General features: G+C 72.8%; 11 protein-coding genes and 1 pseudogene. 2 read left to right on the forward strand and 10 right to left on the reverse strand.

Features of this window, described 5'->3' with window-relative positions:
* The 6 genes and pseudogenes from ACTWQJ_RS35880 to ACTWQJ_RS35905 form a co-directional block, all read right to left on the reverse strand.
* Nucleotides 1-477, reverse strand: a pseudogene (locus ACTWQJ_RS35880) (hypothetical protein); the annotation flags it as partial.
* Nucleotides 478-714: 237 nt separating this feature from the next.
* Entirely contained in the window at nt 715-1,512 is a 798-nt protein-coding gene (locus tag ACTWQJ_RS35885; protein ID WP_224737254.1) for a type III pantothenate kinase, read from the reverse strand.
* A 16-nt stretch (nt 1,513-1,528) separates the two neighbouring features.
* Entirely contained in the window at nt 1,529-2,509 is a 981-nt protein-coding gene (gene nadC, locus ACTWQJ_RS35890; RefSeq protein ID WP_443310644.1) for a carboxylating nicotinate-nucleotide diphosphorylase, read from the reverse strand.
* A gap of 5 nt (nt 2,510-2,514) precedes the next feature.
* Nucleotides 2,515-4,245, reverse strand: a complete 1,731-nt coding sequence (locus ACTWQJ_RS35895) for an L-aspartate oxidase (RefSeq protein WP_443310645.1) — start codon at nt 4,243-4,245, stop codon at nt 2,515-2,517.
* Nucleotides 4,242-5,255 (reverse strand): pantoate--beta-alanine ligase, encoded by a 1,014-nt coding sequence (gene panC / locus ACTWQJ_RS35900; RefSeq protein WP_443310646.1) that lies wholly within the window; start codon nt 5,253-5,255, stop codon nt 4,242-4,244. Before panC ends, ACTWQJ_RS35895 begins: the two co-directional genes overlap by 4 nt.
* On the reverse strand, nt 5,252-6,184 hold the full coding sequence (locus ACTWQJ_RS35905) for a Rossmann-like and DUF2520 domain-containing protein (protein WP_443310647.1): 933 nt from the start codon (nt 6,182-6,184) through the stop codon (nt 5,252-5,254). Before ACTWQJ_RS35905 ends, panC begins: the two co-directional genes overlap by 4 nt.
* Before the next feature lie 195 nt (nt 6,185-6,379).
* On the opposite strand from ACTWQJ_RS35905, the gene ACTWQJ_RS35910 reads away from it, so the two are divergent.
* Nucleotides 6,380-7,582 (forward strand): threonine aldolase family protein, encoded by a 1,203-nt coding sequence (locus tag ACTWQJ_RS35910; RefSeq protein WP_443310648.1) that lies wholly within the window; start codon nt 6,380-6,382, stop codon nt 7,580-7,582.
* On the opposite strand, the gene ACTWQJ_RS35915 is transcribed toward ACTWQJ_RS35910, so the two are convergent.
* Nucleotides 7,572-7,787, reverse strand: coding sequence for a hypothetical protein (locus tag ACTWQJ_RS35915; RefSeq protein ID WP_443310649.1), 216 nt, complete (start codon nt 7,785-7,787; stop codon nt 7,572-7,574). The genes ACTWQJ_RS35910 and ACTWQJ_RS35915 overlap by 11 nt on opposite strands.
* A 159-nt stretch (nt 7,788-7,946) precedes the next feature.
* Between ACTWQJ_RS35915 and ACTWQJ_RS35920 the strand changes: the two genes are divergently transcribed.
* Entirely contained in the window at nt 7,947-9,053 is a 1,107-nt protein-coding gene (locus tag ACTWQJ_RS35920; RefSeq protein WP_443310650.1) for a DUF5937 family protein, read from the forward strand.
* A 3-nt stretch (nt 9,054-9,056) separates the two neighbouring features.
* On the opposite strand, the gene ACTWQJ_RS35925 is transcribed toward ACTWQJ_RS35920, so the two are convergent.
* The 3 genes from ACTWQJ_RS35925 to ACTWQJ_RS35935 form a co-directional block, all read right to left on the reverse strand.
* Nucleotides 9,057-9,689 carry an AAA family ATPase gene (locus tag ACTWQJ_RS35925; RefSeq protein ID WP_443310651.1) on the reverse strand — a complete coding sequence of 211 codons (633 nt, stop codon included), beginning with the start codon at nt 9,687-9,689 and terminating at the stop codon, nt 9,057-9,059.
* Between the two features lie 32 nt (nt 9,690-9,721).
* The gene (locus ACTWQJ_RS35930) at nt 9,722-10,393 is read right to left on the reverse strand and encodes a response regulator transcription factor (protein WP_129799494.1); all 672 of its coding nucleotides are present in this window, start codon (nt 10,391-10,393) and stop codon (nt 9,722-9,724) included.
* Nucleotides 10,394-10,458: 65 nt separating this feature from the next.
* Nucleotides 10,459-11,260 (reverse strand): sensor histidine kinase (locus ACTWQJ_RS35935; RefSeq protein ID WP_443310652.1); only part of this gene is annotated, 802 nt, incomplete at its 5' end.

Consider the following 11,260-nt stretch of genomic DNA (forward strand, 5'->3'; position numbering starts at 1 on the left):
GTCCTCGTCCGCGCCCGAGAGGCCGCCAGGGAGGGCCAGGAGGCGTGTGCGGGAGGCGGGGGCCATCGGGGCATGGGCGGCTGCCGGTTCGGCCGTGGCGGGGGTGCTGTGGGCGAGGCGGGCGCGTACGTCCTGTTCGGCGAGCGTCTGGCAGCGGGCCAGCAGGGCGGCGGCCGTGGGGGTGCCGCGTAGCGCGCGGAGCGCGGCGAGGTCGTCGGGGTGGGGGCGGTATCCGGCGCGGAGGGCCTCCTCCAGGAGCGTGACGTAGCCGGCCGCGGCGCCGGGCAGGGCGGCGCGGTAGCGGGCCAGGTCGGCCACGAGGAAGGCCCGCAGGCGGGCGACCTCACGCACCGCCTCGTCGAGCGACTCGGCGAGGTGAAGGCAGTCCTGGACGTCCTCGACCGAGGCCTGGCCGGGGTGGAGGGCGAGGGCGAGAGCGCGGCGGAGCACACGCAGCTCCTCCACACCGAACGCCATGCCGCCGCGGGATCCGTGAGGCGTGGGCATGGACCGACGGTACGTGCTAATCAGACAAACCGGGCGAAAGGGGTGGAATGGCGCGCGGGTGTGCCACCCGGGTGGGCGGCGGGGACGCCTGCGGCGGCCTGTGCGGGCAGCCCGTCCAGCCGCGGGCACGAGTGGGCGCGGGCGGCGCCCCGGCAGCGCCGGGCTGCGCGACCCACCCCCGGCCCAGCGCAACGCCGGGTGCCTGACTCACATGCGGGACACGTTCCGCTCGTACACCAACCGCAGCCCGATCAACGTCAGCCATGGCTCGTGTTCGTCGATGACCGAGGACTCGCCCAGGACCATCGGCGCCAGCCCACCCGTCGCGATCACCGTCACGTCGTCGGGGTCGTCCGCGAGCTCGCGCGCCATGCGGTTCACCACGCCGTCGACCTGGCCGGCGAAGCCGTAGACGATGCCCGCCTGCATGGCCTCGACCGTGTTCTTGCCGATCACGCTGCGCGGCCGGGCGACCTCGATCTTGCGGAGCTGTGCGCCCTTGACGCCGAGTGCCTCGACGGAGATCTCGATGCCGGGAGCGATGACACCGCCGACGTACTCCCCGCGCGCGCTGACCGCGTCGAACGTCGTCGCCGTACCGAAGTCGACCACGATGGCCGGGCCTCCGAAGAGCTCGACCGCGGCGACGGCGTTGATGATGCGGTCGGCGCCCACCTCCTTGGGGTTGTCCGTGAGGATCGGGACGCCCGTCTTGACGCCTGGTTCGACCAGGACCGCGGGTACGTCGCCGTAGTAACGGCGGGTCACCTCGCGCAGCTCGTGCAGGACGGACGGGACCGTCGCGCAGATCGCGATGCCGTCGATGCCGTCGCCCAGTTCGTCCCCGAGGAGGGGGTGCATGCCCATCAGGCCCTGGAGCAGGACCGCCAGCTCGTCGGCCGTGCGGCGCGCGTCCGTGGAGATGCGCCAGTGCTCGACGATGTCGTCCCCGTCGAACAGGCCCAGGACCGTGTGCGTGTTGCCTACGTCGATCGTCAGCAGCATGGCCGGTTCCCGCTCCCTACTCCGCCGCTCGCAGATCCAGGCCGATGTCCAGGATCGGGGAGGAGTGCGTCAGGGCTCCTACGGCCAGGTAGTCGACGCCGGTGTCGGCGTACGCCCTGGCGTTGTCCAGGGTCAGCCGGCCGGATGCCTCGAGGGCCGCGCGGCCGTGTACGAGGGCCACCGCCTCCTCGCACTCGCCCGGGGTGAAGTTGTCCAGCAGAATCAGGTCGGCACCCGCGTCGGCCACCTCGCGCAGCTGGTGCAGGGTGTCGACCTCGACCTCGACCGGTACGTCCGGGAAGGCCTCCCGTACGGCCTTGAAGGCCGCTGCCACGCCGCCCGCGGCGACCACGTGGTTGTCCTTGACCAGGGCCGCGTCCGAGAGCGACATGCGGTGGTTCACGCCACCGCCGCAGCGGACCGCGAATTTTTCGAGTGAGCGCAGACCGGGGGTCGTCTTGCGGGTGTCCCGGACCTTCGCGTTGGTGCCCTCCAGAACGTCCGCCCACGCGCGCGTGGCCGTCGCGATGCCCGAGAGGCGGCACAGGAGGTTGAGCGCGCTGCGTTCGGCGGTGAGCAGGTCGCGGGTGCGGGTGGTGATCGAGAGGAGCTTCTGGCCCTCCGCCACGCGGTCGCCGTCCTCGACGTGGCGTTCGACCTCGAACTCGTCCTCGCAGACGATCGACATGACCGCCTCGGCGACCCGCAGGCCCGCCACCACGCCCGCCTCGCGCGCGACGAAGTCGGCGGTGGCCACCGCGTCCTCGGGGATCGTCGCGACCGTCGTCACGTCGACGCCGCCCGCGAGGTCCTCCTGAATGGCGACGTTGGCGATGTCCTCGACCTCCACGGGGTCGAGTCCGGCGTCGGCCAGGAGCTGGGCGAGTGCCGGGTCCAGGCCGCACTCCAGGTATGCCTCGTCGTCGGTGTCCGCGCCGCAGGCACAGCCGTCGCCGCAGCCGTCGGACGGGGCGAGGGGAAGGTCGGGGGTGCTCACTGCTGTCACTGCTCCTGGGGACGGTGCGCCGGGTGGTGCGGCCGGGTCGGGGGGAAGTCTGCGGTATCGGTGGTGTGTACGGCGAGTGTGCGGTCCGGATTCAGCCGTACGACGATGTGGCGGCGCCATGCCGTGTCGTCACGCTCGGCGTGGTCCTCACGCCAGTGGCAGCCGCGGGTCTCCTCGCGCAGCCGGGCGGCAGCGACCAGGACGCGGGCCACGCACAGGAGGTTGGTGGACTCCCAGGTGTCGACGCCGGGCTCGGCCGTCTTGCCGTTCTCCTCGAGGGCGTCGCGCGCCTCGGCGTGCAGGTGCTGGAGTTGTTCGGCGGCCTTGGCGAGGGAGTCGGCGGAGCGCAGAACGCCCGCGCCCTCGGTCATGATCCGCTGGATCGTGAAGCGGTCCTCGGGGGCGAGCAGGGGGTGGGCCGGCTTGTCCGGCTGCGGGACGGGGGCGGGCACGCGCGCGTGGAGGCCGTTGTGCCGGTGGGTCACCGCGATGTCGTGGGCGATGCGCTCGGCGTAGACCAGGCCTTCGAGGAGGCTGTTCGAGGCGAGGCGGTTCGCGCCGTGCACACCCGTGCAGGCGACCTCGCCGCACGCGTACAGGCCCGGCACGGTCGTACGGCCGTGGGAGTCCGTGCGTACGCCCCCGGAGGCGTAGTGGGCGGCCGGGGCGATCGGGATCGGCTCGTGGACCGGGTCGATGCCATGGGCGCGGCAGGCGGCGAGGATCGTGGGGAAGCGGTGCTCCCACATGTCGGCGCCGAAGTGCCGGGCGTCGAGGAACATGTGCTCGGCGTCCTGCTCCTGCATGCGGCGCATGATGGCCTTGGCGACGATGTCCCGGGGGGCCAGTTCCGCGAGTTCGTGCCGGCCGGCCATGAAGCGCACGCCGTCGGCGTCCACCAGGTGGGCGCCCTCGCCGCGTACCGCCTCGGAGACCAGCGGCTGCTGGCCCTCGGCGTCCGGGCCGAGGAACAGCACGGTGGGGTGGAACTGGACGAACTCGAGGTCGGAGACCTCCGCGCCCGCGCGCAGTGCCAGGGCCACGCCGTCGCCCGTGGAGACCGAGGGGTTGGTGGTGGCCGAGAAGACCTGGCCCATGCCGCCGGTCGCGAGGATCACCGCGGGGGCGTGCACCGCGCCCACGCCGTCGTGCTGGCCCTCGCCCATGACGTGCAGGGTGACGCCGGCCGTGCGGCCGTCGGCGTCCGTGAGGAGGTCGAGGACCAGGGCGTTCTCGATCGTGCGCAGGCCACGCGCGCGTACCGCCTCGACAAGGGCACGGGAGATCTCCGCGCCGGTCGCGTCGCCACCGGCGTGTGCGATGCGGCGGCGGTGGTGGCCGCCCTCCCGCGTGAGCTCCAGTTCGCCTTCGATGGACTCGTCGAAGTGCGCGCCGGTCTCGATGAGGCGGCGTACGGCGTCGGGGCCCTCGGTGACGAGGATCCGAACCGCCTCCACGTCGCACAGGCCCGCGCCCGCCACCAGGGTGTCGTCCAGGTGCTGTTCGGGACTGTCGCCCTCGCCGAGGGCCGCGGCGATGCCGCCCTGGGCCCAGCGGGTGGAGCCGTCGTCGAGGCGGGCCTTGGTGACGACGACCGTCGTCATGCCGGCCGCCTCGCAGCGCAGGGCGGCGGTGAGGCCGGCGACGCCGGAGCCGACGACCACGACGTCCGCGGAGATGGACCAGCCCGGGGCGGGGGCGTGCAGTCGTATGCCTGTGCTGGTCACGAGGCGGCTCCGAAGGTGAGGGGGATGTTGTCGATCAGCCGGGTCCTGCCGACCTTGGCGGCCACCGCGAGAACGGCCTCGCCGGTGAAGTCGTCCCCGATCTCGGTGAAGTCGGACGGGTCGACCAGGGCCAGGTAGTCCAGGACGAGCGGCGGGTCGAGGCGGGCGGCCTCGTCGAGGACCAGGCGGGCCGCGGCGCGCACGGCGGACGGGCCTCCGGGGACCGCCTTGGCGACGGCGTGCGCGTCGGCGGCCGCGCGGGACTCGCCGATGGCGCTGAGGGCCTCGGCACGCGCGCGCGTGGAGGGCACTTCCCGCGCCCGCGCGCGCAGCGCCTCCTGCGCCGCGTGCCGGTCCCGGCCCGCGAACAGGGCGCGGGGCAGCGCGAGCGCCGTGCACCGTTCCTGGGGAGAGAGGTAGCGGTTGCGGCTGGACAGGGCCAGGCCGTCGTCCTCCCGCACGGTCGGTACGCCGACGATCTCGACACCGAAGTTCAGGTCCCGCACCATGCGGCGGATCAGGGCGAGCTGCTGGGCGTCCTTCTGCCCGAAGAAGGCGACGTCGGGGCGGGTGAGGTGGAGCAGTTTGGCGACGACGGTGAGCATGCCGTCGAAGTGGCCGGGGCGGGAGGCACCCTCCAGGCGCTCCCCCATGGGGCCCGCGCTGATCCGGACCTGGGGCTCGCCGCCGGGGTACACCTCTTCGACGGCGGGGGCGAACACGACGTCCGCGCCCGCCTGCTCGGCGACCTTGAGGTCGGCCTCCAGGGTGCGCGGATAGCGGTCGAGGTCCTCGCCCTTGCCGAACTGCAGGGGGTTGACGAAGACGGTGACGACGACGAAGCCGTCCCGCCCGACGTGCTCGCGTGCCGTGCGGACGAGGGTGGCGTGGCCGTCGTGCAGGGCGCCCATCGTCATCACCACGGCGGTGTGGCCGGGCACGGCGAAGTGTTCGCGGACGTACGTCAGGTCGTCCACCGTGGGGACGAGCTCGAAGCTCCGGCGGCTCATCGGTCTCCCCCGTTCTCGGGCAGGTTCGTGTCCGCGGCGAGTACCCCGAGCAGGTCCTCGGCGAGTTCCGGCTTCAGCAGCCCGTGGGCGAGCGCCCGGTCGGCGGTCGCGCGCGCCATCGCCAGATAGCCGGCGACGGCCTGCGGGGCGTGCCGGCGCAGCTGCGTGACATGCGCCGCGACCGTGCCGGCGTCCCCGCGCGCGACGGGCCCGGTCAGGGCGGCGTCGCCGGAGCGCAGCGCGTTGTCGAGGGCGGCGCCGAGCAGCGGGCCGAGCATCCGGTCGGGGGCGTCGACGCCGGCCGTGCGCAGCAGCTCCATGGACTGGGCGACCAGCGTCACCAGGTGGTTGGCGCCCAGCGCGAGCGCCGCGTGGTACAGCGGCCGGTTCTCCTCGGCGATCCACTCGGGCTCGCCGCCCATCTCGATGACGAGCGCCTCGGCCGCGAGCCGCAGCTCGTCGGGTGCGGTGACGCCGAAGGAGCACCCTGCGAGGCGCTGGACGTCCACCAGGGTCCCGGTGAACGTCATCGCGGGGTGCAGGGCCAGCGGCAGCGCTCCGGCTCGCAGAGCGGGCTCCAGGACGTTCGCGCCGTACCGCCCGGAGGTGTGCACGAGCAGCTGTCCCGGCCGTACGGCGCCGGTGGTGGCGAGGCCCTCCACGAGGCCGGGCAGGGCGTCGTCCGGGACGGTCAGCAGCACCAGCTCGGCGCGCTGGAGCACCTCGGCGGGCGCGACGACGGGCACGTCGGGCAGCAACAGCGCGGCCCGCCTTCTGGAGGCGTCGGAGACCCCGGAGACGGCCACCGGGCGGTGCCCGGCGAGCTGGAGTGACGCAGCGAGCGCGGGACCCACGCGACCGGCGCCGACAACGCCGACGGTGAGCCGGGCGGGGCGGTCCTTGGGGTCTGGCTGTTGGCTTGTACTCACGCGACGGCGGCCTTCCCGTTCCAGTCCGCTCGGGGTACCGGACGATTTCTCGTCATGTTAACGCGATTGGTTCGAGGGGCGTTCGGTTGCCCACAGGCTGTGGGCCGCGGCTCGGTGCGGCCGGGTCCGAAATCGGTGCAGCCGGGTCCGAAAAGCGGGTGCCCGGGCGAATCGCCGCGCGGCATGATCCGTGGCATGACGGATACGGCGGAGCAGGGCGCGCAGAAACCGGTGCAGGAACCGGTGTCGGTCGAGGAACAGCGCAAGCGACGCTACGAGCGGCGCAAAGTCGCGTACCGGGGCGCGCAGCGCGTCCTCGCGCGCACCAGCGTGCTCGGCACGCTCCGGGAGCGCCTGGCACTCCTGGAGAGAGCCGAGGACCTGTACGACCTCGACGAGACCGTGGACATGTACGGCAACGGCATCGTGGAAGCCCTCGAGAGGAAGGTCGCCGGACTGCTCGGCACGGAGGGGGCCGCGTTCTTTCCGACGGGCACGATGGCCCAGCAGGTGGCCCTGCGCTGCTGGGCCGGCCGCACCGGCAACCCGAGCGTCGCCCTGCACCCGCTCGCCCACCCCGAAGTGCATGAGCGCCATGCGTTGACGCAGGTCAGTGGCCTGCGCCCGGTCCGCCTGAGCAGTGCGCCCCGGCTGCCCACCGCGGCCGAGATCCGCGACCTCGACGAGCCCTTCGGGACGCTGATGCTGGAACTCCCGCTCCGGGACGCCGGTTTCGTGCTGCCCTCCTGGGAGGAGCTCACCGAGCTGGTGGAGGCCGCGCGCGAGCGCGATGCGGTGGTGCACTTCGACGGCGCGCGCTTGTGGGAGACGACCGTCCACTTCGGCCGCTCACTGGACGAGATCGCGGCCCTGGCGGACAGCGTGTACGTGTCGTTCTACAAGTCACTCGACGGCTTCGGCGGCGCCGCCCTCGCCGGCACCAAGTCCCTGGTGGAGGAGGCGAAGGCCTGGCGGCACCGGTACGGCGGGCAGGTTTTCCAGCAGTTCCCGACCGTGCTGTCGGCGCTCGCCGGGCTGGAGCGTGAGCTGCCCCGGCTGCCCGACTGTGTGCGGCACGCGCGCGTGGTGGCCGCCGCGCTGCGCGAGGGCTTCGCGGCGGCCGGGGTGCCCTGGGTGCGCGTCCACCCCGAGGAGCCGCACACCAACGAGTTCCAGGTCTGGCTCCCGTACGACGTCGATGTCGTCGCCGAGGCCGCGGTCCGGCACGCCGAGGAGACGAAGACCCTGCTCTTCGCCCGCCCCTGGGACGCCCCGGGCCCGGGCCTCGCCGTGACGGAGATCGAGGTCCGGGCCGCGGGCCTGGAGTGGACGGCGGGCGATGTGAAAGCGGCGGTCGCGGAGTTCGTCTCCCGGCTGCCGCAGGGGGTCAGCCCGTAGCCCGTCGGCCCGGACGCAACCACCGGCCCAGCGCCCGCCGTAGCCGTCCGTGGGCCGGACGCTCGGCGATCACCGCGCGGAACTGCCGGTGGTCGCGCCACTCCCGCACGACCTGCCAGTCGTGGGCGCCGGGCGCGGGCGGGCCTGGCCGGCCGAGCTGCTGGGCGCGGTAGGCGTCGAGGAGGTACTGCTGCGTGATGCTCATGGCGGTTCGCCTTCTCGGAACGTGGAGAAACGGTGGATCGGGCTCCGCGGCTGCCCCGGTTGTCCCAGGCTGCGCCGCCCGCGCCGCCGGTGTCGCGCCGATTGACGGCCGCCGTCAATCGAGGGCGGCGTTGTCAGTGGCGGCGTGCACCATGGCGACATGAGCGTGAGCATCGACATCGCGGGGCTGCGGCCGGAGAGGGTCGCCGTGGTGCCCTCGCCCCTCGCCGAGCTCGGTATGGCGCTGCATGCGCTGTCCGAGCCGGGGCACCATCCCGGCCTGCAGGGCTGGGTGACCGGCGTGACCGCCCGGCTCGACTCGCATCTGGCCGACCGGATGTGCGAGGCGGACTTTCTTTGGCGGACGACGTTCTCGGACCTCTTCATGCCGTTCGCCGGCCTCCCGGGCACCGGCGCGGTCCCGGGCGCCACTCTCGCCGAGGACCTCGATCTGCTGGACAAGCTCACGGACGAGCAGTTCGTGGACGCGGCGCTGGAATTCACCTGCGCGCTGCCGTACGACGTCCAGGGCGCGAAAGCGCTGACCGACCCGGCGCTGCGCGACCGGGCTCTGGGGCTGGCTGCCGCGCGCGGGCCGCAGCAGATGCGGTTCACCGAGCGGCTGCTGGCCGACCCGCCGCGGATCCGCGCCTGGCTGCGGCAGTTCCTGGAGGACTGCGACGAGGCGTTCTTCGCGGACACCTGGTCCCGGCTGCGCCACCAACTCGCGGCGGACGCCCGCCACAAGACCGACCTGCTGCGACACAAGGGGCTGGCCGAGGCGCTGGCCCTGGTGTCCCCGGCGGTGGTGCTCGACGAGGCCGCCGGAAGGATCACGATCGACAAGCTGCGCCAGGGCCACAGCGTCATCAGGGACAGTGGCCTGCTGCTCGTGCCGACGAGCCTGGGCTGGCCGCATCTGATGGTGCTGCACCGGCACGGCTGGCAGCCCGTACTGCACTACCCGGTCGGCTCCCCCGGGCTCACCGTGCCGCCTTCGGTCGACCAGCTGACCATGAGGATGACCGCCCTGTCCCACCCGGTGCGGATGCAGCTCTGCCGCAACCTCGCCCGCAGCACGTACACCACGAGCGAACTCGTACAGATCCACAGCATGACCGCGCCCGAGATATCCCGGCACCTGAGCGTCCTCAAGAAGGCGGGCCTGATCACCACCCGCCGCCGCGGTCGGTACGTCCTGCACCAACTGGACGTCACCGCGGTGGCGCGGCTCGGCAGCGACTTCCTCGAAGCGCTCCTGAGGTGACCGTCAGTCGAACCGGATGTGCCTGATCCCGACCCGCGCCTGCCTCAGCCGCGTCCGCAGCGCGCCCTCGTTGTTGGGCCTGAGAGTCAGCCCGGCCAGCACGGCGATCCGGTCCGCCGTCTTCGGCACGGTCGAGTGGTCCGTCCACAGATGCTCGGCGAACTCCGGCTCGCGCAGCCGCTCCAGACAGTGGTCGAGCTGCTGCACGGCCCAGCTCTCCCTGCGCAGGCCGGCGTTCTTTCCGGCGACGAACTGAAGGAGGTGTCCCAGCCCCCGCTCGCGCAGCCGTTTCAGGACGGTCTCGCGCTCGGCGAGGAGCGTGAAGTGCCGTACGTCATGGCCCAGTTCGCGGAGTCGTCCGACGGTCTCCTGGAAGTAGCCGGAGTCGGTGACCGTCATCGGCGCGATCACCACGCCGTCGTGCTTGGTGAGGGCGAGGTCGAGGACCTCGACGACGCCCTGCCGCCAGGACGCCAGGTCCTGGAAGTTTCCCCGCAGTGCGGGCGGCAGCATGCGGCGCAGGCCGAAGCCGGGGTGCTCGGGGTCGCAGATGACGCTGCCGGGCAGGCGGCGCTGTATCTCGTGTGCGGTCTGTGTCTTGCCGCCCCCGAAGGGGCCGTTGATCCACAGGAGCATGCGCAGACCCTACCGACGGGCGCGGGCTCCGGTCAGCCGTGTCCGCCGGCCCGTACGAGCCCCGTCTCGTACGCCAGGACCACCACCTGCACCCGGTCCCGCAGCCCGAGCTTGGTCAGGATGCGGCCCACATGTGTCTTGACCGTCGCCTCCGACAGCACCAGCCGGCCCGCGATCTCCCCGTTGGACAGTCCCTGGGCGACCAGCACCATGACCTCGCGCTCACGCTCGGTGAGCCGCTCCAGCTCCTTGTGCCGGGGCTCCTTGCCGGTGCTGGGCAGCATCGGCGCGAACCGGTCGAGCAGCCGCCGGGTCGTCGACGGGGCCACGACGGCGTCGCCGCTGTGCACGGAGCGGATCGCGGCGAGGAGTTCGCCGGGCGGCACGTCCTTGAGCATGAACCCGGAAGCGCCCGCCTTCAGCGCGGAGAAGGCGTACTCGTCGAGATCGAACGTGGTCAGGATCAGCACCTTCGGCGGGTCGGTGTCCGAGCAGATGCGCCGGGTGGCCTCCACACCGTCGAGCTTCGGCATGCGTACGTCCATGAGCACCACGTCGACCTCGGTCGAGCGCAGCACCTGCAGGGCCTCGACCCCGTCGCCCGCCTCCGCCACGACCTCCATGTCCGGCTGTGCGGCGAGCACCATCCGGAACCCGGTGCGCAGCAGCACCTGGTCGTCGACGAGCATCACGCGGATCGTCATCGGGGCCTCTTCCATGTCCGTTCAGAGGGTTGTTACAGGTGTCAACAGGGGGCGTGCGTCGGCGGTCAATGCGCTGGTTTGAGCGGCAGCAGGGCACTGATGCGGAATCCTCCACCGGGGCGCGGGCCCGCGTCCAGGGTGCCGCCGACCATGCCGACCCGCTCGCGCATGCCGATCAGGCCGTGGCCCCGGCCGTCGGCGCCGCCCTCCTCGTACAGCTCGTGCGGGGCGCCCTTGCCGTCGTCCTCGACGAGCAGTCCGAGGCCGTCGTCGAAGTAGACCAGCCGCACGCTCGCTCCCGCGTTCGGCCCGCCGTGCTTGCGGGTGTTGGTGAGCGCCTCCTGCACGATGCGGTACGCGGTGAGCTCGACGCCGCTGGGCAGCGGGCGCGGAGTGCCCTCGATCCTGAAGTCGACCGGCAGGCCCGCGCCGCGGCACTGCTCGACCAGGTCCTCGATCTGCTCGACGTCGGGCTGCGGGACGTACTCGCCGCTCTCCTGGTGCTCGCCGGTGCGCAGCACGCCGAGCAGGCGGCGCATCTCGGCGAGGGCCTGGCGGCCGGTGGAGGAGATGGTCTCCAGGGCCTTCTTCGCCTGGTCCGGCGCGGCGTCGAGGACGTAGGCGGCGCCGTCGGCCTGCACCACCATCACCGACACGTTGTGCGCGACGACGTCGTGCAGCTCACGCGCGATACGGGCGCGTTCCGCGGCGACCGCGACCTTCGCCTGCGCCTCGCGCTCCTTCTCGAGGCGGGCGGCGCGCTCCTCCAGCTGCGCGAAGTAGGCGCGGCGGGTGCGGATGGAGTCGCCGAGCACCCAGGCGAGGGCGAACGGCACCGTCTGGAAGACCGCGACCGCGATGTTCCCC

Source organism: Streptomyces sp. KR55 (genome assembly GCF_052245645.1).
GTDB classification, from domain to species: domain Bacteria; phylum Actinomycetota; class Actinomycetes; order Streptomycetales; family Streptomycetaceae; genus Streptomyces; species Streptomyces flavusporus.

What these genes read in the sequence shown, in the direction of transcription:
- ACTWQJ_RS35930 (WP_129799494.1), bottom strand. Translation starts at nt 10,393, where the DNA reads ATGACGATCCGCGTGATGCTCGTCGACGACCAGGTGCTGCTGCGCACC.
- panC (WP_443310646.1), bottom strand. Translation starts at nt 5,255, where the DNA reads ATGAGCCGCCGGAGCTTCGAGCTCGTCCCCACGGTGGACGACCTGACG.
- ACTWQJ_RS35885 (WP_224737254.1), bottom strand. Translation starts at nt 1,512, where the DNA reads ATGCTGCTGACGATCGACGTAGGCAACACGCACACGGTCCTGGGCCTG.
- ACTWQJ_RS35925 (WP_443310651.1), bottom strand. Translation starts at nt 9,689, where the DNA reads ATGCTCCTGTGGATCAACGGCCCCTTCGGGGGCGGCAAGACACAGACC.
- ACTWQJ_RS35920 (WP_443310650.1), top strand. Translation starts at nt 7,947, where the DNA reads ATGAGCGTGAGCATCGACATCGCGGGGCTGCGGCCGGAGAGGGTCGCC.
- ACTWQJ_RS35910 (WP_443310648.1), top strand. Translation starts at nt 6,380, where the DNA reads ATGACGGATACGGCGGAGCAGGGCGCGCAGAAACCGGTGCAGGAACCG.
- ACTWQJ_RS35915 (WP_443310649.1), bottom strand. Translation starts at nt 7,787, where the DNA reads ATGAGCATCACGCAGCAGTACCTCCTCGACGCCTACCGCGCCCAGCAG.